The 23,675-nt window shown below is 71.8% G+C and carries 20 protein-coding genes; 1 reads left to right on the top strand and 19 read right to left on the bottom strand.

Going from position 1 to position 23,675, the window contains the following annotated elements; genetic code table 11:
- On the top strand, positions 1-894 hold an 894-nt coding region (locus ABZS40_RS25330), incomplete at its 5' end, for a PP2C family protein-serine/threonine phosphatase (protein ID WP_354945964.1).
- 201 nt (positions 895-1,095) lie between these two features.
- On the opposite strand, the gene ABZS40_RS25325 is transcribed toward ABZS40_RS25330, so the two are convergent.
- The 19 genes from ABZS40_RS25325 to ABZS40_RS25235 all read right to left on the bottom strand — a co-directional run bounded on the left by ABZS40_RS25325 (position 1,096) and on the right by ABZS40_RS25235 (position 23,659).
- Positions 1,096-2,268: a M20 family metallopeptidase gene (locus tag ABZS40_RS25325; protein WP_354945963.1), complete on the bottom strand. Its 1,173-nt coding sequence runs from the start codon at positions 2,266-2,268 to the stop codon at positions 1,096-1,098.
- Complete coding sequence (locus ABZS40_RS25320; RefSeq protein ID WP_354945962.1) at positions 2,268-3,074, bottom strand: amino acid ABC transporter ATP-binding protein; 807 nt, start codon at positions 3,072-3,074, stop codon at positions 2,268-2,270. The genes ABZS40_RS25325 and ABZS40_RS25320 overlap by 1 nt, the downstream gene beginning before the upstream one ends.
- Positions 3,071-3,922, bottom strand: coding sequence for an amino acid ABC transporter permease (locus tag ABZS40_RS25315; protein ID WP_354945961.1), 852 nt, complete (start codon positions 3,920-3,922; stop codon positions 3,071-3,073). The genes ABZS40_RS25320 and ABZS40_RS25315 overlap by 4 nt, the downstream gene beginning before the upstream one ends.
- Positions 3,923-4,037: 115 nt before the next feature.
- The gene (locus ABZS40_RS25310; RefSeq protein WP_354945960.1) at positions 4,038-4,991 is read right to left on the bottom strand and encodes a transporter substrate-binding domain-containing protein; all 954 of its coding nucleotides are present in this window, start codon (positions 4,989-4,991) and stop codon (positions 4,038-4,040) included.
- Positions 4,992-5,082: 91 nt separating this feature from the next.
- A complete protein-coding gene (locus tag ABZS40_RS25305; protein ID WP_354945959.1) occupies positions 5,083-6,012 on the bottom strand; it encodes a MurR/RpiR family transcriptional regulator in 930 nt (309 codons plus the stop codon).
- 108 nt (positions 6,013-6,120) lie between these two features.
- Complete coding sequence (locus ABZS40_RS25300; protein WP_354945957.1) at positions 6,121-7,548, bottom strand: hypothetical protein; 1,428 nt, start codon at positions 7,546-7,548, stop codon at positions 6,121-6,123.
- A gap of 186 nt (positions 7,549-7,734) precedes the next feature.
- Positions 7,735-8,988, bottom strand: coding sequence for a cyanophycinase (locus tag ABZS40_RS25295; RefSeq protein ID WP_354945955.1), 1,254 nt, complete (start codon positions 8,986-8,988; stop codon positions 7,735-7,737).
- A gap of 156 nt (positions 8,989-9,144) precedes the next feature.
- On the bottom strand, positions 9,145-10,251 hold the full coding sequence (locus tag ABZS40_RS25290) for a (Fe-S)-binding protein (protein WP_354945954.1): 1,107 nt from the start codon (positions 10,249-10,251) through the stop codon (positions 9,145-9,147).
- Positions 10,248-11,633, bottom strand: a complete 1,386-nt coding sequence (locus ABZS40_RS25285; protein WP_354945952.1) for an FAD-linked oxidase C-terminal domain-containing protein — start codon at positions 11,631-11,633, stop codon at positions 10,248-10,250. The genes ABZS40_RS25290 and ABZS40_RS25285 overlap by 4 nt, the downstream gene beginning before the upstream one ends.
- A 62-nt stretch (positions 11,634-11,695) precedes the next feature.
- Complete coding sequence (locus tag ABZS40_RS25280; RefSeq protein WP_354945950.1) at positions 11,696-13,657, bottom strand: hypothetical protein; 1,962 nt, start codon at positions 13,655-13,657, stop codon at positions 11,696-11,698.
- Between the two features lie 108 nt (positions 13,658-13,765).
- Positions 13,766-14,503, bottom strand: coding sequence for a ribonuclease activity regulator RraA (locus ABZS40_RS25275; protein ID WP_354945949.1), 738 nt, complete (start codon positions 14,501-14,503; stop codon positions 13,766-13,768).
- Positions 14,500-15,297 carry an SDR family NAD(P)-dependent oxidoreductase gene (locus ABZS40_RS25270; RefSeq protein ID WP_354945947.1) on the bottom strand — a complete coding sequence of 266 codons (798 nt, stop codon included), beginning with the start codon at positions 15,295-15,297 and terminating at the stop codon, positions 14,500-14,502. The genes ABZS40_RS25275 and ABZS40_RS25270 overlap by 4 nt, the downstream gene beginning before the upstream one ends.
- Positions 15,294-16,508, bottom strand: a complete 1,215-nt coding sequence (locus tag ABZS40_RS25265; protein WP_354945946.1) for an enolase C-terminal domain-like protein — start codon at positions 16,506-16,508, stop codon at positions 15,294-15,296. Before ABZS40_RS25265 ends, ABZS40_RS25270 begins: the two co-directional genes overlap by 4 nt.
- Positions 16,496-18,340, bottom strand: a complete 1,845-nt coding sequence (locus tag ABZS40_RS25260; protein WP_354945945.1) for an ABC transporter ATP-binding protein — start codon at positions 18,338-18,340, stop codon at positions 16,496-16,498. Before ABZS40_RS25260 ends, ABZS40_RS25265 begins: the two co-directional genes overlap by 13 nt.
- Positions 18,341-18,355: 15 nt before the next feature.
- Positions 18,356-19,918 (bottom strand): ABC transporter substrate-binding protein, encoded by a 1,563-nt coding sequence (locus ABZS40_RS25255; protein ID WP_354945944.1) that lies wholly within the window; start codon positions 19,916-19,918, stop codon positions 18,356-18,358.
- A 46-nt stretch (positions 19,919-19,964) separates the two neighbouring features.
- Entirely contained in the window at positions 19,965-20,849 is an 885-nt protein-coding gene (locus tag ABZS40_RS25250; protein WP_354945943.1) for an ABC transporter permease, read from the bottom strand.
- Positions 20,850-20,862: 13 nt separating this feature from the next.
- Entirely contained in the window at positions 20,863-21,804 is a 942-nt protein-coding gene (locus tag ABZS40_RS25245) for an ABC transporter permease (RefSeq protein WP_354945942.1), read from the bottom strand.
- Positions 21,801-22,952, bottom strand: coding sequence for a hypothetical protein (locus ABZS40_RS25240; RefSeq protein WP_354945941.1), 1,152 nt, complete (start codon positions 22,950-22,952; stop codon positions 21,801-21,803). The genes ABZS40_RS25245 and ABZS40_RS25240 overlap by 4 nt, the downstream gene beginning before the upstream one ends.
- Positions 22,949-23,659, bottom strand: a complete 711-nt coding sequence (locus ABZS40_RS25235; RefSeq protein WP_354945940.1) for a GntR family transcriptional regulator — start codon at positions 23,657-23,659, stop codon at positions 22,949-22,951. The genes ABZS40_RS25240 and ABZS40_RS25235 overlap by 4 nt, the downstream gene beginning before the upstream one ends.
- Positions 23,660-23,675 lie beyond the last annotated feature (16 nt).

Below are 23,675 nucleotides of genomic sequence, written 5' to 3'. Positions count from 1 at the left end.
AGCGTTGACGACTGCGCCGCGGTCGCGTCGCTGCTCGCCGAGCTGGTCGTGACGCGTAGTTCCTACAGCGACACGATCGAGCGGCTCCGGCGCCGGGCACCGATGCAACTGGCTGCGGAGATGCTGCGCGCGCAGCTACCGCCGCTGACCTTCTCGACCGGGCATCTGATCATCAGCGGCATCCTCGAACCGTGCTACGACGTGGGCGGCGACGCGTTCGACTACGCGGTCAACGGTGACACCGCGCACCTGGCGTTGTTCGACGCGGCCGGTCATGGCTCCAGTGGCGGTATGCGGGCCGTGGTGCTCGCCTCCATCGCCCTCGCCGCCTACCGCAACGCCCGCCGCACCGGCCTGGACCTGACCGCCACCTACCACCACATCGACAACGCGGTCCGCGACCACGACCGATACGGGATGATCACCGCCGTGCTCGCCGAACTCGACCAGCTCACCGGAATCCTGCAGGTCATCTCCGCCGGTCACCCGAGTGGGATCGTGCTGCGCGCCGGCAAGATCGTCAAGGTCCTGCCCACCCCGACCGCCCTCCCGGTCACCCTCGGCGACCGGCGCCCACCGGTGGTCGTCGAGGAAGCCCTCGAACCCGGCGACCAGGTGCTGCTGTACACCGACGGCATCATCGAAGCCCGCACCTCTGATGGCGAGATATTCGGCACCGAGCGGCTCGTCGAGTTCGCCACCAGAGCAGTCGCCGACCAACTGCCCCTGCCCGAAACCGCCCGCCGACTCGTGCACGCCATCCTCGAACACCAGGACGACCGCCTGCAGGACGACGCCACCGTCCTGCTCGCCCAATGGCGCAGCCCCGCACCCCCGCACTCAGACCGGGAAACAATCAACGCACCAACCCACCGACCACTCGAAACGCAGTGATAACCCCACACCGCAGATGTCCGTCGATCGACCGTGATCGGTCAAGGCTGTTTGGGCAGGCGTCCCGGCACGGGCCGTCGCCGTCGCCGTCGCCGTCGTAGCGAAGCAGGGACGGCGGCTACGGCGAGCACGTGAAGGACTGTGCGGTACAGGTCTTCCATGTCGTCCCGGGTCCACGAGGACTCCGTCAGCGCGGCGTCATCAAAGGGGCCCGTCTATCCGGCTGGCCTGGTCGATCAGTCCGGCGAGTAGAGCGGTGCGGGGCACCACCGTGTCGAGGTCCAGCCACTCCGACGGGCTGTGGTCGGCGCCGCCGACCGGGCCCAGTCCATCCAACACTGCCGCACCCGCCTCGGCCAGTAGATTCGCGTCGGCGCACCCGCCGGTGGCGGTGTGCGACAGCGGCATCCCGAGCTCGGCCCCGACCTTTGCAGCCAGTTCGGTGAGCCGACGGCTGGCGGGCCCCGGCTCCCACGGTGGAGTCGGTGCGTGCACTGCCAATTCGGCGCGTACCCCGGCGACGATCGGCGCCGCTACCAACCGACGGATCTGGGCCAGGGCGGCCTCGTACTCGCCGGTCCGCCAGGCCCGTAGGTCGACCAGCATCCGGGCCCGATCGGCGATCACGTTCGGTCGGTCACCCGCCTGCAGATGACCGACGTTGACCGTCACCCCGGGCCAGCGGCCATTGAGGGCGTCCAGCGCGACGGTCAGCCGGGCCGCGGCGAGCAACGCGTTGGCACCGCGTTCCGGCTCGATGCCAGCGTGTGCGGCTCGGCCGCGCAGGGTGATCTCCAGGTCCGCGACGCCCTTGCGGGCGGAGACCAGGTCGCCGTTGTCCCGCGCGCACTCCAGGCAGAGCGCGATGTCCACCTGTGATCCCAGGCTTCGCAGTAGGGCGCGGCTGCCGGGCGAGCCGATCTCCTCGTCTGGAGTGCAGACCAGGATCAGCTCCCCGTATTCGGCCAGCTTGAGCCTGGTCAGTACCTCGATCGCGGCCAGCCCGGCGAGTACGCCGCCCTTGTCGTCGCTCACCCCCGGGCCATACGCCCGCCCGTTCTGCACGCGGAACGGGCGGGCGGCGGCCGTGCCGGGCGGGAACACCGTGTCCAGGTGGCCGGCAAGCAGGATCCGACGGGTGCCGCGTCCACGTCGGCGGGCGATCAGCACGTCGCCCAGCGGCGCGCCGGTCGGGTCGGCGACGGGTACCCGTTCGACAGCCAGGCCGGCGGCCAGGCACCAGGTCTGCACGAGATCAGCCGTCGCGCGCAGCCCGTCGACCTGACCGGACCCGGAGTCGATGTTGACCAGTTCGGCCAACCGCACGTGGTACGCCGTGAGCCGGTCGCCGGCGGCGGTGAGCAGCGGATCCATCAGAGCACCTTGTTCAGGAAGGCACGGGTGCGGTCGTGCCGCGGGTTGCCCAGCACATCCGCCGGTGGGCCGGCCTCGACGACCACCCCGCCGTCGAGGAAGGCCACCGAGTCGGCCACCTCCCGGGCGAAGCCCATCTCGTGGGTCACCACGACCATCGTCATTCCGTCGGCGGCGAGGCCCTTCATCACGTCCAACACGTCACCCACCAGTTCGGGATCGAGCGCCGAAGTGGGCTCGTCGAAGAGCATCAGCTTCGGATGCATGGCCAGCGCCCGGGCGATAGCCACCCGCTGTTGCTGCCCACCGGAGAGCTGCCCCGGGTACGCCTTCGCCTTCTGCGCCAGTCCGACCCGCTCCAGCAGCCGCATCGCTTCGGCGCGGGCTGATTCAGGGGCGGTGCCGAGCACCCGGATCGGCGCCTCGATGACATTGCCAATCGCGCTCAGGTGTGGAAACAGGTTGAACCGCTGGAAAACCATGCCGATGTCCTGCCGACGGCGGGCAACCTCGCGAGGCTTCAGCTCGTACAGCTTGTCGCCGCTGCGCCGATAGCCGACCAACTCGCCGTCGACCCAGAGCTGGCCGCCGTCGATCCGCTCCAGATGGTTGATGCAGCGCAGGAAGGTGGACTTGCCGGAGCCTGATGGCCCCAGCAGGCAGGACACCTCGCCAGGTGCGACCGCGAGGTCGATCCCCGTGAGCACCTCGAGCGGGCCGAACCGTTTGGTGACCGCCTCGGCCCGGACCATCGGCACCGTGGTGTTCCTCTTGGACCCGACGCTGGGACGTTCGACGACCGTCATCGCACTCCTCCCCTGGTGAAGCCGCGGCCGAACCGCCGTTCGATCGCCCACTGCCCGGCGGAGAGCAGGCTCACCAGCGCCAGGTACCAGATCGCGGCCACCACCAGCAGCGGAATCACCTTGTAGTTGCCCTGGTAGACGGTCTGCACGGCGGTCATCAGGTCCCGCCCGGCGATGATCGAGACCAGTGCGGTGGATTTGAGCATGGTGATCGTTTCGTTGCCCATCGGCGGAATGATCACCCGCATCGCCTGGGGCAGCACCACTCGACGCAGGGTGAGCGTCGGGCTCATGCCGAGCGCTGCGGCTGCCTCGGTCTGGCCGTCGTCGACGGCCAGGATGCCACCCCGGATGACCTCGGAGGCGTACGCCATCTCGTTGAGCGACAGGGCCAGGACGGCGGCGACCGTGCCGGTGACCACGACGCTGGTCGGCTGGTCGAACAGGACGGTTCCGGTGAACGGCACGCTCAGCGTCAGCCGGGGGAAGAGCGCGCCGAGGAACCCGAAGAAAATGATCTGGACGAGCAGGGGGGTGCCGCGGAAGACCCAGACGAAGGCCCAGGCAACGCCGCGTAGCAGAGGATTGGGCGACAGCCGCAGTACGGCGAGCAGTACGCCACCGACAGTGCCCAGCACCATCGCCAGCAGGGTGAGCCAGAGCGTGGTGACCACGCCGTCGAGGATGTAGTCCTTGAACAGGTAGTCGCCGATGGTGGCGGGTTCGAGGTTGGGGCTGTCCAGCAGTGCCCGGAGGAACAGGGCCGCCAGTCCGACCACGAGCAGCGCGGTCAGCCAGCGACCGTAGTGCCGCACGGGGACCACCCGTACGGTCTGGGTGTCGCTCATCTGTAGTGCCTCCTGGAGAGACGGTGCGGCGGTCGCCGGGTGCCTTCCGGGCCCGCCCTCACGGGGTCGGAGGGGCACCCGGCGACCGCGGTTCAGGGGGTCGCCTCCGCCGGGATCAGTCGATGGCCTGGTCGATGGTGGCCTGCTTGACGGCGATCGGGTTCTGCTTCCACCGGGTGAGGATCTTGGCGTAACTGCCGTCGTCGATGAGTGACTGCACGGCGGCCCGGTACGCCTCGGCGACGTCCTTCTCGCCCTTCAGGAAGCCGAAGCCGTTCGGGCTGGCCAGCCAGCCGTTGGGGGCAGCCGGATCCTCCACAAGGTCGGCCTTGCCGGCCAGCGTGTCAGCGGTGTCCACCAGGTTGACCTTCGTGGCGGCGACCACCTCCACGTTCCCAGCGATCAGCGCCTGCACCGCCTGCGGGTTCTCCGGGTATTCCTTGATCTCGATGGCCTTACCGGCGCAGCTGCTCGCCGAATATGCGGTCAGGTTCTTCGCCTGATTGCTGGCCTTCTGCACGGCGACCTTGTGGCCACACAGGTCAGCGACGGCCTTGACGCCGAGCGGGTTGCCGGTACGCACCAGAAAGCCGGTGCCGGAGGCGGAGTAGTCGACGAAGGTGGCGACCTGTTGGCGTTCCCTCTTGTCGGTGATGCCGCCGGCGATGGCGTCGTACTTGCCGGCCTGAAGACCGGGCACCAGGCCGTCGAAGGGTTGCTGGGTGAAGGTGGCCTTGAGGCCGAGTCGGGCGGAGGCGGCGAGGAACAGGTCGTAGTCCAGACCCTTGAACTCGTCGGTCCGACCCTCCTGCCTGAAGTCGATGAACGGCTCGTACGGCGCGTTGGTGGCGACCGTGACCGTGCCCCGGCCGCGCAGGTCAGCGGGGACCTTCCGGGCGAGGTTGGCGTCGGTGCTGACGGGGCCGACGCCCTCGACGGTGACGGTGACGGTCGGGACCTCGCCACCGGAGCCGGCGGCGGTGGAGGAGGAGGAGTTGCCGTCGCAACCGGCGGTGACGGCGAGAAGAGCCGTGGCCATGGTGGCCAGGGCGAGCTGACGGGTGCGCATGGGGGTGTCCTTCCGGGTGCCAGACGAACCAGCACCCGGACTGTAACGCACATTACTATTTCTGTGGGGTTACAGTTTCCTGTAACGGCAGTCAGCCGGTGTGGAACTCCTGCTGCGCCTGCTCCATCGCCTTCAGGCGGGTGCCCGCGACCGGACCGAGTCGGTCGATCACCGCCGCCACCACCGTCTCCACCAGCGCCAACGCCGGGACGAAGCTGTCGTACAGCGAAGGTGACTCGACCCGACCGGGCAGTACCACCTCGGCCAGACCGGCCACCGGGGACAGCCACCGGTCGGTGAACAGCACCACCCGGGCACCGCGCGCGGTCACCTCCCGGGCCAACGCCAGAGTTGGCTCCTCGTAGCGGCGGAAGTCGAACAGCACGACCAGGTCGCGCCGGCCCACGTCGACCAACATGTCGGTGCGCTCCACCGGGCTGACCGGCAAGAGCCGGCTGGACCCACGTACCTGCATCAGATGCAGCACCAGATAGTGGGCGAGCAGCCCGGAGAACCGGCCACCGGCCGCGGTGACCCGCAACTGCTGGTCGGCCAGGAGTCGGGCGGCGGCGTCCAGCTCGCCCTGAGGTAGCTCGACGAGGGTGCGGGCGACCGCCTCGGGCAGGTTGCCCGCAGCGCGCGCCAGCGCGCCCGTCGGCGGATGACTTGTACGCTCCGCCGCCCGGTACGCGGTGAGCGGCGAGGTTTCCCGCTCGGTCAGCTCGTCGCGCAGCGCCCGCTGAAACTCCGGGTAGCCGCCGAAGCCGAGCCGGGTCAGGAAACGCAGCACGGTCGGCGCGCTCACCTCGGCGCGCTCGGCCAACGTTGCCACCGTGCCGAGCCCAGCCGCCGGATAGTCGGCCAGCAGGGCACGCGCGACCCTCCGTTCAGCCGGGCTGCACTCACCGACGCGTTGCCGGACCAGGGCGGCGACGCCCACCCCCTGCGGCTCGTCCGGCGCGGGCCCGCCTCCGTGGTTGCCCGTCACTGTCACCTCGGCCGGCTCATCGGATGTCGACACGGAGCCGAGCCTAACGGGCGGAGCCCGCTCGCCCGCCACACCGACCGCGACGCGACGGTGGCCCTCGGCGGATTGCCGAGGGCCACACGTCACGGCGAACGAACCGCCCTACTTGGCGAGTGTGCAGCTGTAGTCGGCCCCGCCTGAGCCCGAGTACGCCTCCAGCTCGACGTAGTAGGTCGCCGAGCCGGACGCGGTTCGGCTCGTGGACGCCGACTCGTCGGCACCCGCACCATTGTTGACCGATCGGGTCAGCGTGCTACCGGTCGAGCTGAGCAGGTAGAGGTCGGCGTCGTACGCGCTGGGCACCGCACAGGTCACGGCCAACGTCTGCCCACTGGCCAGACTGACCGCGAAGTAGTCCCGGTCGCTGCCGCTCAACATGTCGCCGGTGATGGTCAGCGGGTAGCTGCGACCGCTCACGTCGTTGGCCGTGGTGCGCGAGTCGTTCGGCTCCACCTCGGCGTAGCCGGACCCGCCGCTGGGCGGCGGTGTGGTGCAGTCGGTGACCGGTGTGCCGCTGTAGAGGCTGCTGCTGGGCACCCCGTTGGTCACGCTCTTCAGGTAGTAACCGCAGGTGGGACGATTGGCGAAATTGTAGGTCTGGCCTGCGGTCAGCTTCCAGATCTTGAAGTTGGAGTAGGTCAGCGGCTGTCCGGAGGACGCCACCTCCGGCTGGTGGTCGCCGAGCACGACATACGCGCTGGGCCCGCTGAGGGTGGCCAGGCCGTTGCGGTCGATGAAGAGCGAGGCGCCCTCCTCCACCCCGACGCCCCACGCCTTGCCGCCGCTTGTCCGGCCGTCCTTGACGGACCGCGCCACGAACGCCATGAGCCGGCCCATCCGGTCCCGGGCGACGAAGTGCGAGTCGTTGATGGTGTCGGCGTAGTTCGGCCAGCGGAACATCCCGCTGGTGAACGTCAACGATGAGTCGTACGGGTTGTCGAGGGCGATGGCCGAGGTGGCGCTGCCGCCGCACGCGTCGTACACGATGTCGCTGTTGACATGGTGCCCGGCGCTGCCGCCGCCGACCCCGCCTCCCTTGGCGACCACCGACTCGACGGACGCTTCCAGCGCGCTGCCCTTCCAGGCCACGTACCGGCACTGGTCGCCGCCGGCGAAATAGACGAACTCGGCGTTGCGGATGTCGGTGTTGACCTGGCTGTTGTTGCCGTCACTGGCGGCGGTGAGGGTCAGGGTGGTGCAGGAGTTGATCCCACTCAGGCCGGTGATCACGTCGCACTCGGGGGTGCTGGCGCCGGATCCGGCGACGACGACCACGTCGATGGAGCCGGAGCCGCCGCGGATCGCGCCGATCGCCTGGTTCATGGTGGCGGTGATGATGCCGCCCGAGCCGTTCATGGTGTACGCGGGCCCCGACCAACTGGCCCGGCTGACGTCCGCCGCATTGCCCTGCCGGACCCGGTTGACCTGGGCTTGCGCTGCGGTCACCCCGATCGGAGCCAGAGTCAGCACGGTTACCGTGGCGACGAGCGCCGCGAGCCGGACACGGATGGGATTGCGGTGAAGGAACATGGGCACCTCCGAGGGGCCACGAATCGATGAAACAGAAGTTACATCCATTGCCTTCATTGCTCAATGAGTAGTTTCTGTTACATCCTCGTAAACCGCTCCGCCGGCTGGCCAAGCTGCCAGGCTTGGCGGCGCACGCCGACGACCCCGAGGCACCTGGGTGCCCCGGGGTTCGGCGAGAGGCGCGGGTCAGGCCGCGCCGATACCGATCACCACGCCGGTGAACGAGGTGGCGGCCCCGGCCCGCCAGGCAGCGAGGTCGCGTCCGCGGGTCAACCGCGCCTCGAACTGCGGGTCCTTCTCGTACGAGGTGCCGGAGACCGACCCACAGCCCCGGTTGCCGACCAGGCCCTCGGCCAGAGCGACGATCTCGTAGTTGTAGAAGACGTCCTCCGACGCTACGACAGGGCAGGGGCCAGCGGCGGCGGTCACCCGCTGCTTGCCGGGCGCGACAACCAGCTGCCAGCGCTCGGCCCGGTACCGGTCACCGGTGGTCAGCCGGCTCCACCGAACCTGCTCGATCCCCCAGAGCTGCGAGTCGGTCACCCGGGCCTGGCGCAGGTCGAGCACGCTCACCCCGCGCAGGCCCAGGACCCGCAGCGACCGGTGCCGGGTGCCGACCCCTGTCACCTCCAGCGCGGTGTCCTCGTCCAGCCCGAAGACCCGCCGGTGCCCGGTGTCCGCTGCCAGCCGGATCGACCGCGCCTCCCGGCCCCGGCGGGAGAAATGGGTGTCGAGCAGACCCTCCGTGAAGAACCCGAAGCCGCCCTGGGGCAGGTAGGCGAGGATGCCCGGGTCGTCGAAGTAGCCGGGCCGGGCACCGTCGCGCAGGCCCGGCTCGGTGGAACCACCAGTGATCATGTCGCGACCGGCCATGATCTGCGCGCCTGCGCTGGTGCCGGCGACCACAGCGCCGCCCCGAAGCTTGCGCCGCACCGCGGCGAGCGCTGCGGTGTCACGCTGCGCGTTCCCCCGGGTCATCGTGGTGACGTAGCGGTACTGGTCGCCGCCGCCGAAGAAGAAGCCGGTCATCGAGCTGATCTGCTCAACCACGGCTGGATCCTCGGCCGCCCCCGACCGGTCCAGGTCGATCGGGATCCACTGCGCGTCGGCCACGCCGTACGACCGGAACAGCTTGGCGTAGTAATCGCCGTTGCAAACGCTGTTGTTGCAATCCGGGGTGTCCCTGTCCGGGTCCTCGGCCGGCACCGGGGCTGCCGCGGTGAAGATTCCGATCCGGGCCTTGCCGGTGCCGCCGGCCAGTCGGACGATGTCGCCGTAGACCGCGGCGTTGTCGTCGGCGAGCCCGCCGCCGACCAGCACCAGACTTCCGCCGCGGGTGCTGGACGGATGGGCCGAGGCCGGCGCCGCGGCAAGCGGAACGCTCAGCGCGACCGCCACGCATGCGCCGACGGATAGGGTCGACAGGCGGGACAAGGGCATGACTGCTCCTCACTGGAACCGTGAGGGCGGGCCGAGGAGGAGCATACGTCAACGCCGTCGTTGCCAACAGCTCTCCCATCGGCCCCTGCGGCCGCTCCGCCGGCTACCCAACAACGACGCCATCCGCCCCGGTGCTACGACCACCTGAGCATGGGCTCATTCGATCGGTGCCAGCTCGGTCAGCACCTCTGCGAGGTGAACGGCCCTGACGGCGGAGCGACGTCGACGCAACCCGCCCTGCAGCTGCCGCAGGCATCCGGGGTTGACGGCGACCACGTAGTCGACCCCGGCCGCCTCGATCTCGTCGATCTTGGCGTCCAAGATACGTCGGGAGTCCTTCGGCCGCAGCAGGGAGTAGGTGCCGGCGGCGCCGCAGCAGGTGCCAGCTGAGGGCAGCTCGACGTGCTCGGCGACCGACCGCAGCAGGGCCCGGGGTTCGGCGTGCACGCCCAGGCCGTTGCGCAGGTGGCAGGAGTCCTGCAGCGTCACCCGCGCCCGCCGGCCGTCGACCCGCAATTCGCCGGTCGGCGCCCGCTCGGTGAGCCACTGCGACAGCTCGCGTACCCGGTCCCGGCCAAGCACGGCGGCCAGGTGCGCGGCGCAGCCGCCGGAGGTGGTGACGATGATGCCGGGCAGCTCCGCGCCGAGTCGGTGCGCAAGCCGCTCGCCGCCGGCCAGGTCGCCGTTGTGGGCGTGCAGCGCACCGCAGCAGCCCTGCCGGACGGGCGCGGCCAGAGTCGGGTCGAGGAGCCGAGCGGCTCGACTGACATGAGGAAAGAGCCCTCGTTCGAAGCAGCCGAGCAGGAGCTGCGCGCCGGCAGCGGCCGCGGCAGCACCAACCGCCGGAGGGCCAGCCGTCGGAGTTGCGGAGGCGGAAGGTCCGGAAGCGGCACCGCGGAGCAGGCCGAGCAGGCGCAGCAGCCAGCGTTGCTCGGCGATCAGCATCAGCGCGCGGGCCAACAGCGGTCGGCGCCGGCCCCGCCACTGGTGCACCCGCCACTGCTCCAGGAGGCTGCCGTACTCCACGCCGGCCGGGCAGACCGGCTCGCAGGCCCGGCAACCGAGGCAGAACGACGCCTGCTCGGCCAGCGTCTCGTCGTCGGGCGGCAGCACGCCGTCCTGCAACGCGCGCATCAACGTTATCCGGCCCCGGGGCGAGGACGCCTCGTCGCCGGTGGACGCGTACGTGGGGCAGGCCGGCAGGCAGAAGCCGCAGGAGATGCAGCGGGACAACTGCGCGGGGTCGAAGACGTCACCGGTCATGAGCCAAGCTTTCCGGGGTTGAGGATGCCGGCCGGATCGAAGGCGGCCTTGATCCGGCGCAGCAGGGCGAGCTGGTCGCCGCCGAGCCGGTCGGCGAGGAACGGCAGCTTCGCCGCGCCCACCCCGTGCTCGCCGGTGATGGTGCCGCCCAGCTCCAAGGCGGCGGCGAAGATGTCGGAGAACGCCGCCTCGGCCCGGCGTACCGCGTCGGTGTCGTCGGCGGAGCCCAGCACGCAGGTCGGGTGCAGGTTGCCGTCCCCGGCGTGACCGAAGGTGGCGATCCGCACGTCGTGGCGGGCGGCGACTGCGTCGATCCGATCCACCATTTCGGCGATCCGCGGGCGGGGCACTGTGGCGTCCTCCAGGATTGTCACCCCGCCCCGACGGGACAGCGCTGGCAGGGCGCAGCGACGGGCGGCGAGCAGCGCCTCGGCCTGGGCCACCTCGCGGGCGGTGGTGACCTCGATCGCGCCGGCGTCGGCGCAGGCCGCCCCGATCCGGTCCAGGTTTCGGGCGACCATGTCCGGCGGGCCGTCGTCACCGAAGAGCAGCAGCGCGCCGGCGTCGGCCCGCAGCCCGAGGTGGGCGAAGTCCTCGACGGCGTCGATGCAGGCCCGGTCGAGGAACTCCAGGGTCGCCGGTAGCACGCCGGCGCGGATCACCTCCGCCACCGCCGCGCCGGCGTCGGCGAGGGTACGGAAGTAGGCGACACCGGTGTTGCTGGACTCCGGCGCGGGCAGCAGCGCCACGGTCGCCTCGGTGAGCACGGCGAGGGTGCCCTCGGACCCGGTGAGGAGTCGGGTGAGGTCGTAGCCGGCCACGTCCTTCCACAACCGACCGCCGGTGCGGATCACCTCCCCGGTGGCCAGCACCGCCTCCAGCCCCAGGACGTAGTTGCGGGTCACCCCGTACTTGAGGCCGCGCAGGCCCCCGGCGCAGGTGGCGATGGTGCCTCCGACGGTCGCCACGGTACGGCTGCCCGGGTCGGGCGCCCAGAGCAGGCTCCGTGCCGCGGCCGCGTCGGCGAGCGTTGCGCTGGTGACGCCGGGCTGCACCCGGGCCAGCAGTTCGTCGGCACTGACCTCCAGGATCCGGTCGAGCCGGGTCAGCACCAGCACGATCCCGCCACGTAGCGGCACGGTGGCCGCGCACAGGTTGGAGCCGCCGCCGCGGGGCACCACCGGTACGCCGTGCCGGCTGGCCCAGACGAGCACGGCGGCCACCTCGGCGGTGTCGGCCGGGAACACCACCGCGTCCGGGGCGTGGGAGAACAGCGGTGTCGCGTCGCGGGAGTAGGCCACCAGATCGCCGGTGGTGTCGTGCACGTCGTCCGCGCCGACGATGCCGCGCAGCTCGGCGAGGAGCGGAGCGGGAAGGGTCACGGGTGCGCCTCCGAGAGGGATCGGCCCCCGTCCACGGGTTCGGGGACGGGGGCCGCAGTGGGTCAGAGACCGATGACTGAGCGGTCGGCGATCAGGATCGGCGAATCGTAGAGGGGCACGTTCCGGAAGGTGTAGGAAGTGCCGCTCACCGACCAGTTGCCGGCCGGGATGTCGAAGACCGCGCCGGTGCGGGGGTCGACGTAGACGGGGTCGGCGAAGCTGCCGGCGCTGACCGTCAGCGTCACCGGCGTACGGGTGTTGTCGTCGCCGGGGGTGGCGCCGCTGAACCAGAGCGCCACCGACTGCCGGCCGGTGCCGGCCTTGCGAAACGCCTGCGCGGCGAGGACCTCGGTGGTGTCGTCGGTGACGCCGTACCCGGTGATCGGGGTCATCGTGTCGTCGAACAGCGCGGCGACCGACTGGATGGCGTAGTACGACGGCTTGGCGTATCGGACCTTCTTGTCGGTGCCGGTACGCACCAGGCCCTTGGAGTTCACCTTGGACGGGTAGTTCAGGTCGGCGATGCTGAACACGCTGGTGCTGATTCCCCGGCCCAGGTCGGCGAGGGTGCGGCGCAGCATCCACTTGGCCTGGCCCAGCTCGGTCCAACTCAGCTCGCCCAACGCACCGAAGCTGTCCGGTCGGCTCGGCGCCCCGTTCTCGCCCTGCCGCAGCAGCAGACCCGGTGAGAACGAGTCGGCTGTCTGCCGCAGCAGCCGCACCTGCTCGTAGGAGGCGTCCGGGTTCGCGTTGTACGGGTGGTAGGTGATCCCGTTGACCAGGCTGAGCTTGCCCAGGTCCCGGACGCGGGTGAGCACCGTGTCGGCGTAGGAGCGCTCGACCCCGGCCAGCGCGCAACAGAAGATCACCGCGCCCGGCTGCACCGCCCGGATCCGGGTGGCGGTGCGAATGAGGAAGTCGGCGTAGACGATCGGGTCCACCCCGCCCAGGTTCGGCTCGTTCCAGATCTCCCACTCGGTGACCCGGTCGGCGTAGCGGGTGGCCAACGCGCTGACCCAGGCGTCCCAGGCGGCGAGGGCCTCGGCCGAGCTTGGCACCTGCCCGCCCAGGCCGGCGCCGCCACCGCCGGCGTAGATCGGGTTGCCGTAGGAGGTCTGCAACCAGGGCCGCACACCACGGGAGACGGAGTCGTCGACGATGGAGTCGAGCCAGGCCCAGTCGTAGCTGCCCTTGACCTTCTCGGTCTTCGCCCAGCCTGCCTGGAAGCGGGCGCGGGTGGCCCCCAGTGGCCCCAGGTATCCCTTGTAGGACTGGTAGTCGGTGTAGTCGCGGTCCAGGGTCTCCGCGCCGACGATCAGCTTTGAGGTGCCGATCTGGCTGGCGCTGCGCGGCGCGACCGTGCCGACCTGCGGCCAGCTCACCGGGTTCGGCTCGAACCGGGTCCGCACGTCGTCGACCCAGACCGTGCCGGTGTCGGCGGCGGAAATGCCCACCTGCACGGTGGCGAGGGTGGTGCTGGCCACCCGGAAAGCCAGGTTGGTGGCGCGACGCTGGCCGTCGATCCAGATGCTGGCGGTGGCGGTGCCGGGACGGGCGACGATCCGCACGTCGTACCACCGGTTTGCGGTGTAGGCACCCAGGTCGACCCGGGTGGCGCCGCTGTAGGTGTAGATGCGCCCGGCGGCGTCGAGGGCGACACTGACGGTGTGTCCGGCCGTACCGTCGAGGTGCAGGCCGACCACGGCGGTGGTCTGCGCGGCGCGCATCCGGGCGTTGGCCACCACGGTCGCCGAGGTGGCGCCGTACGACCGGGAGGCGCTGATTCCGGCGGTGGTGGAGGTGTCGGTGAGCCGCAGGCTGCGGTCGACGGTGCCGGCGACGTCGGCGGCCACGGCCGCGCCGCCACCGCCGCCGGCGGTCCAGCCGTCCGGGGTGGCGCCGACCGCGGTGGTGTCGAAGGTGTCGTTGAGGTCGGCCGCGAGGGCAGGACTGGCCGGCACCGTGACGGTGGCACCGACCAGCGCGGTGATCAGGACGAGGTGCAGGGGTGTACGTCGAGACATTGCGGTACCTCCGGGAGGGGACGGTCTCGGACGGTGGTACGGGTGTTGCCGGACGGGCCTAGCGGACCACCCCCGCGGTGGTCCGTGGGAGGGTCGACGGGCGGGTGGTCACCGGGCGTCGCTGACGGCGGCGCGGCTCTCGTCGTACGCCCGCAGGGTGTGCTCGTCGGGTGGGTAGGTGCCGCGCAGCGGCGCGCCCGCCGCCACCCGTCGTTGCAGGAACGCCTCCAGTTCCTCCTGCTCGCGCGCCGGCTGGGCGATCACCGGCACCAGGTGCCGGGGTACGCAGACCACCCCGTCGGCGTCGCCGACCAGCACGTCACCGGGGTAGACCGCCACGCCGGCGCAGCCGATCGGCACCTGGAGGTCGACGGCGTGGTGCTGGGCCAGGTTGGTCATCGCGGCCGGGCCGGCGGCGAAGACCGGCAGCCGCAGCTCGCCGATGCCCTCCACGTCGCGCAGCGTGCCGTCGGTGACGATGCCCGACGCGCCGCGGGCGGCCAGCCGGGTCAGCAGGATGTGCCCGGCGGAGGCGGCCCGGCCCTGGCCCCGGCAGTCCATCACCAGCACCTGACCAGGCTGCACCGACTCGACGGCGAGGCGCTGCGGATGGTCGTAGTCGGCGAAGACGTCCAGGGTGTCGATGTCCTCCCGGGCCGGGATGTAGCGCAACGTGAACGCCTCACCGACCATCCGGGGCGTGTGCCGGCTCAGCCCGCGAAGCCCGGCCAGGTACGTGTTGCGCAGCCCGAGCTTGAACAGCTGGGTGGTGAGGGTCGCGGTGCTGGCCTCGGCGAGCGCGGCGAGGTCGGCCGGGTCGAGCGGGGCGAGGAACTGGTCGGTCATGTCTGCTGGCCTTCGGGTTTGGAGGTGTCGAGGACCGGGTCGGTCCCCGGGGGTCGTGCCTGGACGGAGAGCCCGCCGTCCACGGTGAGCACCTGTCCGGTGACGTAGCCTGCGTCGGTGCTGGCGAGGAACGAGACGACGGCGGCGACGTCGGCGCCGGTGCCGACCCGGCCGAGCGGCACCGGGGCGGCCCGGGCGGCCTTCGCCGCGTCGTCGAGGGCCTCGAAGCGGTCGTTGGCTATCGCCCCGGGGGCGATGGCGTTGACCCGGATGCCGCGCGGGGCGAGCTCCAGGGCGATGGCCCGGGTGGCGGCCTCCACCGCGCCCTTGGTGGCGTCGTAGGCCACGGCCTGGCGGTGTGCCCTGGTCGCGCCGATCGAGGAGATGTTCACGACGGCCGAGCCGGCGGTCATCACCCGGGCGGCGGCGACCGTGCAGAGGAACAGCCCCCGGGCGTTCACGGCGAACGCACGGTCCCAGTCGGCCGGGTCCAGCTCCAACAGCGGCCCCCGGCCCAGCATGGTCGCGGCGGCGTTGTTCACCAGCACGTCCAGCCGGCCGAACCGCTCGATCGTGGCAGCGATCATGTTGTCGACCGCGGCGACGTCGGCGACGTCGGCCGGCACCGCGAGGGCCGGGCCGGGCAGCTCGGCCACCGCGGCGGCCAGCTCGTCGGCGTCCGGGCCGTTGACCGCCACGGCAGCACCGTCGGCGGCCAGACGCCGGGCGATCTCCAGCCCGATGTTGCGTCCGCCGCCGGTGACCAGGGCGACCTTGCCGGCGAGGCGGCTCATCGCGACGCTCCGACAGGAAGAGTGGGACGCAGCGGGCCGGTGCCGGCGGCGGGATCGGTGGGTGCCCGGTCGACCACCGTGGCGGCGTCGGTGCCGGCCCAGGTCAGCGGGCCGGCGCTGGCGGCCACCCGGGCCGGGTCGAGCACCATGCCCAGCCCCGGGCCGGCCGGCACCCGCAGCGTGCCGCCGACGTAGCTGACCGGCTCGCGGACCACGTCGCGGGTGTAGAGCAGTGGGCCGACCGGGTCGCTGGGCAGGGACACCGACGGCATCGCCATCGCCAGGTGCGCGGCGGCCGCCGTGCCGATGGACAGCTCCTGGGTGGTGCCGACCAGGCAGGACTTGCCGGCCGCCTCGGCGATGGCGAATATCCGCCGGGCCGGGGTGATCCCGCCGATGGCGATGACGCTGACGTTGAACACGTCGACCGCGTCGGCGGCCACCAGGTCCAGCGCCCAGCGGAAGCCGTACACGTGCTCGCTGACCGGCACCGGCAGCCGGTCCCGGGCGTGTGCCAGGCCCCGGATGTCGTGGTGCGGCGCGGGCGACTCCACCAGGTCGAAGCCGACGTCGGCGACGCGGTCGACGAAACGGCAGGCCGCGCGCGGGTCGAGCAGGTTGGAGAAGTCCAGCGACTTGATGATGATGGCGTCGCCGTGCTTCTCCCGGACCGCCCGCAGGAACCGCTCGTCCAGGTCGAGCTGCCGCCCGACGTACACCCGGAAGTGGTCGAAGCCCTCGGCCACCCGCCGGTCGACCATGGTCAGGTTGCGCGCCACGTCCTCGTCGCGCTGCTGGCGGAAGATCGGGTACGCGATCGGCACGGCGTCGCGCACCGCGCCGCCGAGCAGGTCCACCACCCGTACGCCGAGGTGCTTGGCGGCCAGGTCCCACATGGCGATGTCGACGCCACACTTGATGGTGCGGCTCTTGTCGTAGATGTAGCCAGCCTGCGGGAAGCTCTGTTCCAGCCGCCGCTCCACCTCGGTGATCTGCAACGGCTCCAGGCCGACCAGCAGCTCGTTGAGCGTGCCCTCCAGGTCGGCCACGTCGACGTGGTAGCGGGGCAGGTGCTGGAAGTCCGACATCTCCCCCACCCCGACCAGTCCGTCGGTGTCGGTGAGCAGCTCGACCAGCACGTGGCCGCAGGTGATGCTGCCGTGTCGGGGGGTGTTGACCGAGGTCAGCCGGACCTGGGTTATCTGGACCACGCGGCCGTCCTTCCGGTGTGGGCCCGGGTGGGGTGGCCGGGGGCCATCTCCAACAGCAGGCGGGTGTACTCGTGGGTGGGCTGGTCGTAGATCTGCTCGGCCGGGCCCTGTTCGACGATCCGGCCGTGGCGCATGACCGCGATGTCGTGCGCCACCGAACGGACCACGGCCAGGTCGTGGGTGATGAACAGGTACGCCAGACCGTGCTCGCGTTGCAGATCGGTCAGCAGGTTGAGCACCTGCGCCTGGATCGAGACGTCCAACGCGCTGACCGCTTCGTCGCAGACGATCAGCCGGGGTCGTGGGCCGAGCGCCCGGGCGATGGCGATGCGCTGGCGTTGGCCGCCGGAGAACGCCGCCGGGTGCCGGTCCAGGGCGGTGGCGTCCAGACCCACCTGGTGCAGTAGCCCGACCAGTTCGGCGCGAGAGTCGTCCAGCCGGTGCACCCGCAGCGGCTCGGCCAGGATCTGCGCCACGGTCATCCGCGGGTCGAGGCTGGCGTACGGGTTCTGGAAGACCACCTGCACCTCGCGCTGCAACCGGCGCAGCTCGGCCCGGTCGGGGCGGGTGACGTCGATGCCGGCGTAGCGAACCGTGCCGCCGGACGGGCGTTCCAGTCGCAGCAGGGTGCGGGTGAGGCTGGTCTTGCCCGAGCCGGACTCGCCGACCAGCGCCAACGTCCGGCCCGGGTACAGGCGCAGGCTCACCCCGTCCACGGCGCGGACGTGGTCGACCACCCGGCGCAGCGCGCCGCGCCGCACAGGGTAGTGCAGCACCACCTCGTCGAACTCGGCCACCGGCGGGCCGTCCGGCGGCACGGCGGCCACCGGCGCGGTCACGTCGGGGCCGGGCGTCTCCGCCGGCGCCGGCACCGGGTTCAGGCAGGCCGCCCACTGGTCCGAGCCGTGCGGCTCCAGCGCCGGACGCCGTTCGTGGCAGGCGTCCAGCACCACGGGGCAGCGCGGGGCGAACGCGCACCCCGGCGTCGGCTCGCGCAGGTCCGGCGGCTGCCCGCCGATCGCGGCGAGCCGCTGCCGGGCCGGGGCGTCGAGGCGGGGGGTGGCCGCCAACAACGCACGGGTGTACGGCATTCGCGGGTAGCCGAGCAGCTGCGCGGCGGGACCGGTCTCCACCACCCGACCGGCGTACATGACCGCCACCCGGTCGGCGTGGGTGGCCACCGTCCCCAGGTCGTGGGTGATCAGAATCAGCCCCATGCCGAGGTCGCGGCGCAGGCTGTCCAGCATCTCCAGGATCTCGGCCTGCACCGCCACGTCCAGCGCGGTGGTCGGCTCGTCGGCGATGAGCAGCTTCGGTCCGGTCGCCAGGGCCAGCGCGATGGCGGCCCGCTGGCGCATCCCGCCGGAGAGCTGGTGGGGGTACTGCGCCAGCCGGGTCCGCGGCTCGGGCAGCCGAGCCAGTTCCAGCGCCGCGACCGCCCGTTCCCGGGCGGCGGCCCGACTGACCGGCTCGTGGGCGCGAACCGCGTCGGCGATCTGGGTGCCGAGGGTCAGCAGCGGGTTGAGCGCGGTGCTCGGGTCCTGGAACACCATCGCCACGTCCCGGCCGCGCACCGCACGCCAGCCCCGGGCGTCCAGCCCGGTCAGCTCGGTGCCGGCCAGGCGGACGCTGCCGGTGGTGTGGCAGGCCGGCGGCCGGGGGGTCAGCCCGAGCACGCTGAGCGCGGTGACGGTCTTGCCGGAGCCGGACTCCCCCACCACGGCGAGGGTCTCACCGGCGTCGACGTGCAGGTCGACGCCGGCCACGGCGTGCACCGGCCGCTCCGGCGGGCCGAAGGTGACGGTGAGGTTCTCGATGTCGAGCAGCCGCATGGCAGGCACCCCCTCTCAGGAGGCGAGTTCGGCTTCGTCGAGGCGCCACTGGCCGTCGACGTTGAGCACGATCCCGCTGAGCTTGGCGCTGTGGATGAGCGGCGACTTCGGTTGGTGCAGGAAGATCCAGTAGTTCTCGCCGACGATCCGACGCTGCACGTCGACGTACGCCTGCTTGCGGACCGCCCGATCGCCGCTGCTGACGGCCTTCTCCAGCAGCGCGTCCAGTGTGGTGTCGGTGAGCCCGGACCAGTTGTTGGAGCCCTTGCTGGCAAAATAGGGGTCGAACGACAGTGACGGGTCGAGCCGGGGAATGTCGATGACCAGCAGGGTGGCGTCGAAGTCCTGCTTGCGCATCCGGTCGAGCTGGGTCTGCGCCTCCAGCACCTCCACCTTCGGGGCGAAGCCGGCGGCGGTGAGCTGCGACTGGAGCAGCTCGGCGATCGTGGGGTCGGGTGCCCGTCGACGGGCCACCACGGTGATCGGCACGGGGGTGCCGCCGAGGGCGGCCCTGGCCTTGGCCGGGTCGAGCGGCGGCGGGTTGATTGACGGGTCGAAGAACCAGTCCTTGCTGGTGGCGAAGGAGGGAGCCAGGTCGTACTCGCCGCCGGCGGCGGCCTTGCCCACACCGGCCCGGTCGATGGCCATGGCGAACGCCTCGCGGACCTTCGGGTCGTTGAACGGGGCCCGGGTGACGTTGAGCGCCACATAGTAGGAACGCCGGACGCCGATGTCCTCCAGCACGACCTGCTTGTCACCGGCGAGCTGCTTGAACTCCTCGGGCGGCAGGGTCCGGACGAGTTGCACACCACCGGTGGTCACCTCGGCGCGCAGCACCTTGGTGTCGGTGACGAAGCGGAACACCACCGCGTCGAGGCGCGGCAGTGTGCCGCCGTCGATGGCCTTGCGCCAGTACGAGGCGTTGCGCTTACCGCTCAGCTGCACCTTGGAGCGCCAGGTGTCGAAGACGAACGGGCCGGTGCCGACCGGCTTGCGGCCGTACTCGCCGGCCTTGACGGCGGTCGGCGAGGCCATCATGCCCGGCTCGTGGGCGAGCTGGACCAGCAGCAGCGGATCGGCGGCCTTGAGGGTGAGCTTCAGGGTGCGGGGGTCGACCACGTCCACGGTCGCGAGCTTCTTGAGCGCGCCCGCCTTGGTGGACTTGGTGGCGGGGTCGATGACGCGGCGCAGGTTAAACGCGGCGGCCTCGGCGTCGAACGGGGTGCCGTCGTGGAAACTCACCCCGTCACGCAGGGTGAAGGTGACGGCGGTGCCGTCGATGGTCCACTTCTCGGCCAGCGCGGGCACGAACGACCCGTCGCGCTCCTGCCGCAGCAGCGTGTCGTAGAAGAGGTTGAGCACGCTGCGGTCGGAGGAGATGGCGCTGCTCAGCGCGGGGTCAAGGGTGGTGGGTTCGTTGTCGAAGCCGACGGTGAGGGTGCCGCCGCGCTTGGCGCCGCCGCCACTGTCGCTGTCGCCGCAGGCGGTCAGGCCGACCGCGGTGATCGCGGCGACGGTGCCACCGAGCAGGGCGCGGCGGCTGAGCAGGGCAGGGTGCAGCGAGGAAGGTGTGGCCATGACAGGGATCCCTTCCGGGAGGGGGTGGTGGGGGATGCGGTGGGAGTTACCGGCCCGGGTTGAGGTCGGGTCGGTGGGCGTCGAGCGCGTCACGCAGCGCGTCGGCGAGAAGGTTGAACGCGGCGATGGTGAGCAGAATCGCCAGGCCGGGGAAGACGCTCAGCGACCAGCTGGCATCGAGATGGTCGGTGCCTGCGGCGACCATGGCGCCCCAGCTGGGCTGGGGTGGTTGCACGCCGAGGCCGAGGAAACTCAGTGAGGCTTCGGCGATGATGGCGGTAGAGGCCTGCAACGCGGCGAAGACGCCGAGGGTGCCGGCCAGGTGCGGGAGCAGGTGCCGGCGCAGCAACGCCCAGGTGGGCACGCCGACGATGTGGGCGGCGGAGACCCACTCCCGGGTACGCAGCGACAGGACCTCGCCGCGGACGACCCGCGCAAAACGGGGGGTGGCGACCACGGCGATGGCGATCAGCGCGTTGCGCAGCCCGGGCCCAAGTGCGGCGACCACGGTGAGCGCCAGGACCAGCAGAGGGAACGCGAGCAGGCCGTCCACGGCGCGCATCAGCAGCGCGTCCAGCCAGCCACCGCGGTAACCGGCGATCAGCCCGAGCAGGGTGCCCAGCACCAGCGCCACGCCGACGGCGACGGTGGCGACGGCCACGGTGACGCCGGCGCCGTCGATGATTCGGGCCAGCACGTCGCGGCCCAGCTCGTCGGTGCCCAGCGGGTGCACGGCGCCCGGCCCGGTGAGCAGCCGATCGGTGTCGGTGGCCCGGCTGCGGGCGTCCAGCAGCGGGCTCGCCGCGGCGGCGAGGATCACGGCGGACAGCATCGGGAGAGCGAAGCGGGCCCGCCGGTCGCGCAGCAGCCGACTGAGCACGGGCCGGCGCGGTTCCCGGGTGGTGGCGGTGACGGTGGTGTCGGTGGCCATGACGACCCTCCTCTCAGTAGGTGATACGCGGGTCGAGCCAGGCGTAGACCAGGTCGGTGACCAGGTTGACCAGCAGGACGAAGGTGACCACGACGAGCACGGCGCCCTGCACCACCGGCAGGTCCCGGCTGAAGATGCCGTTGACGATCAGGGTGCCCATGCCGGGCAGGGTGAAGATGGTCTCGGTGACCACGGTGGCGCTCATCAGCGCGCCGATCTGCAACGCGGTGACCGTCACCACCGGCACCATGGCGTTGCGCAGCGCGTAGACGGCGACGATCCTGCTTCGGCGAAGGCCGGTCGACTCGGCGGTGCGAATGTAGTCCTCGCCGAGCGCGGCGAGCAGCGAGCCGCGGGTCTGTCGGAGCACCACAGCGACCACTGTGGAGCTCACGGTGATGGCGGGCAGCACCATCCGGACCAGATTGCCAGCCGGATCCTCGGTGAATGGCACGTACCCGGACGGGGGAACCAGCCGCAGCCAGATGGCGAAGACCCCGATGAGCAGGGCGGCCAGGTAGAAGTGAGGGGTGGACAGGGCCAGCACACCCAGGCCGGTCAGCGCGCTGTCGGTGGCGGTGCGCCGGCGGATCGCGGCGAGCACGCCCGCCGGGATGCCGATCAGAACGGCGAGCAGCAGCGCGATGAGACCCAGCTCGACGGTGGCCGGCAACCGGTCGACGATCACCCCGGCGACCGGTTCGTCGGTGAGCCAGGAGCGGCCCAGGTCACCGGTGAGCACCCCGCCGATCCAGTTCAGGAACTGTTGCCAGAGCGGGGCGTCCAGGCCGAGGTCGGCGCGGAGCGCTGCCCGGTCGGCGGCGCTGGCCTCCTGGCCGAGGATCTCGGTGGTCGGGTCGCCCGGCAGCAGCCGCAGCAGTAGGAACAAAACCACCGAGACGATGAACAGCACGGGGATCAGCTGCGCGACCCGACGGACCAGGTATCCGATCATGTGGCGGGCACCTCCTCCCGGTTCGGCGCGACCTGCCGCAGCCAGTCGAGCCGGTCGGCCGGCATCAGGTCGTAGGCGTAGAGGGCGAACGCGTCGGCGCCCAGCGCGGCGTCGTACGCGGCGGCAAACCGGTCGCGCTGCGGCGTGGCGGCGACGGCGCCGCTCCAGGCGGCGGTCAGCTCGCCGGTGTACGGGCGGGCGGCGGCCAGGTCGGCGGCGAGCGCCGGCAGGTCACCGTGCAGGTTGGACACGATCAGGCCGGTGGTCAGAGCGCCGAGGCCGGCCAGGTCGCCGCCGGCCTTGCCGTCGGTGGTGTACGGGTCGGCCGTGACCCGCAGCGACACCGGGGTGCCGCCGGCCGCGACGACGGCCGCGCTGACCAGTCGACGGACCACGGCCGCGCGCACGGCGAGCACGGTGTCGTGCAGCGGTTGGTCGAGCGCGGCGACGGCGTCCTCGGCGGGGTCCGGTGCGGCCGGCCGGGGGTCGGCGAGCTGGCCGCGCACGGCGGTCCGAACCCGGTCGGCGAGCGCGGTGGGGTCGACGCCGGCGGCGACGAACTCGACGGCGCAGGCGGGGCAGAGGCAGAGCGAGAGCAGCCAGCGGTCCGTCGGTCGCAGCGCGGCGCCGACCTTCTCGTGCGCGCCCTGGTGGGCCCAGCCGAGGTAGCCGAACGCCTCCAGGTCCAACCCGCTCACCCCGGGCGCGGTGGCGGCCTGCCGGACCAGGTCGGCGGCCAGCTCGACCACCTCGGGGTGGGTAGGGCAGAGGGCGTGCCGGTAGGGGTGACCGAAGGCGTTGCGCAGAGCCAGGTCGGGTCGGGCGGTGGCCAGGGCGGAGCGGTGCAGCCCGACCAGCCAGGCCACCGTCCGCACACCGGCGGCGGTCAGCGCCGCGGTGGCGGGGCTGACCAGGTCGGCCACCAACGGCCCGGCGAGCCGCCCGGCGTCCGGCCCGGTCGGGGCGAACCATCGGCCGGCGTCGAGGTCGGCCACCGCGCCGGGGTCGCTGGTGCTGAGCAGCCAGCGTCCACTGTGGTACGCGTACGCGAGGCGCACCGTGTGCACCCGAGCCGCAGCGAGCCGGGCGGCCTGCGCCTGCGGGTCGGTGCGGAAGGAGACGGGGTGAGCGTAGACCTCGGGTCTCATCGGCCGGCCTGTTCGTCGAGGACGGCGACGAGGGTGGTCAGCGCGTTCTCGATGTGGTCGCGGGTAAGCCGCTCGGCCAGCGCGGCGTCACCGCTCTCGGCGGCGTCAAGCATCGCCTCGTGCTCGGCGGACTCCTGGGCGAAGGTGGCGCGCAGCCGCCAACCGGCGGTGGCCACGAACGCGGTCAGGTCCTGCAACTGGTCGAGGAACCCGCAGAGGAACGGGTTGCCGCAGGCCAGGTAGAGCTCACGGTGGAAGCGCCGGTTGGCGATGCCGAGCCCGGCGGTCTCGCCGGTGTCGACCAGCACCGCCGCGTCGGCGAGCGCGGCGCGGGCCGCGGCGAAGGAGCCGGAGCCCTGGCTGGCCAGCCGCACCGCGGCCGGCTCGACCGAGGCCCGCGCCGTGTAGAGCTGGCGCACGGTGTCGGCGTCGATCCGCCGGACGCTGACACCCTGGTAGGCGTTGATCTCGACGAGTCCACTGGAGTGCAGTTGCTTGAGCGCCTCCCGGACCGGGGTCTTGGAGACACCGAGCAGCTCGGCGAGCTCCCGCTCGACCAGTGGCCGGCCCGGCGCGAGGGTGCCGTCGAGGATGGCCCGGCGCAGCGCGTCGCGGACCCGGTCGGCCCGGGAGGCGGGCTGCTCCAGTGCGAGGGCGGCGCCCGCGGGAACGGCGGGATCCACAGTGGGAGGAAGCGATCGCGGCATGCCAGTATCGTGGTAT

It is taken from the genome of Micromonospora sp. NPDC005324 (assembly GCF_040607155.1).
Classification (GTDB): domain Bacteria; phylum Actinomycetota; class Actinomycetes; order Mycobacteriales; family Micromonosporaceae; genus Micromonospora; species Micromonospora trifolii.
The sequence above is the reverse complement of the archived record's forward strand: the minus strand, read 5'-3'. Positions and strand labels throughout refer to the sequence as shown.

Excerpts from the sequence above, each read along its gene's own strand:
- ABZS40_RS25310 (WP_354945960.1), bottom strand. The coding sequence starts at position 4,991 with ATGCGCACCCGTCAGCTCGCCCTGGCCACCATGGCCACGGCTCTTCTC.
- ABZS40_RS25270 (WP_354945947.1), bottom strand. The coding sequence starts at position 15,297 with ATGAGCCGCCTCGCCGGCAAGGTCGCCCTGGTCACCGGCGGCGGACGC.
- ABZS40_RS25250 (WP_354945943.1), bottom strand. The coding sequence starts at position 20,849 with ATGGCCACCGACACCACCGTCACCGCCACCACCCGGGAACCGCGCCGG.
- ABZS40_RS25275 (WP_354945949.1), bottom strand. The coding sequence starts at position 14,503 with ATGACCGACCAGTTCCTCGCCCCGCTCGACCCGGCCGACCTCGCCGCG.
- ABZS40_RS25255 (WP_354945944.1), bottom strand. The coding sequence starts at position 19,918 with ATGGCCACACCTTCCTCGCTGCACCCTGCCCTGCTCAGCCGCCGCGCC.
- ABZS40_RS25325 (WP_354945963.1), bottom strand. The coding sequence starts at position 2,268 with ATGGATCCGCTGCTCACCGCCGCCGGCGACCGGCTCACGGCGTACCAC.
- ABZS40_RS25260 (WP_354945945.1), bottom strand. The coding sequence starts at position 18,340 with ATGCGGCTGCTCGACATCGAGAACCTCACCGTCACCTTCGGCCCGCCG.
- ABZS40_RS25295 (WP_354945955.1), bottom strand. The coding sequence starts at position 8,988 with ATGCCCTTGTCCCGCCTGTCGACCCTATCCGTCGGCGCATGCGTGGCG.
- ABZS40_RS25315 (WP_354945961.1), bottom strand. The coding sequence starts at position 3,922 with ATGAGCGACACCCAGACCGTACGGGTGGTCCCCGTGCGGCACTACGGT.
- ABZS40_RS25245 (WP_354945942.1), bottom strand. The coding sequence starts at position 21,804 with ATGATCGGATACCTGGTCCGTCGGGTCGCGCAGCTGATCCCCGTGCTG.
- ABZS40_RS25235 (WP_354945940.1), bottom strand. The coding sequence starts at position 23,659 with ATGCCGCGATCGCTTCCTCCCACTGTGGATCCCGCCGTTCCCGCGGGC.
- ABZS40_RS25300 (WP_354945957.1), bottom strand. The coding sequence starts at position 7,548 with ATGTTCCTTCACCGCAATCCCATCCGTGTCCGGCTCGCGGCGCTCGTC.
- ABZS40_RS25280 (WP_354945950.1), bottom strand. The coding sequence starts at position 13,657 with ATGTCTCGACGTACACCCCTGCACCTCGTCCTGATCACCGCGCTGGTC.
- ABZS40_RS25320 (WP_354945962.1), bottom strand. The coding sequence starts at position 3,074 with ATGACGGTCGTCGAACGTCCCAGCGTCGGGTCCAAGAGGAACACCACG.
- ABZS40_RS25240 (WP_354945941.1), bottom strand. The coding sequence starts at position 22,952 with ATGAGACCCGAGGTCTACGCTCACCCCGTCTCCTTCCGCACCGACCCG.
- ABZS40_RS25290 (WP_354945954.1), bottom strand. The coding sequence starts at position 10,251 with ATGACCGGTGACGTCTTCGACCCCGCGCAGTTGTCCCGCTGCATCTCC.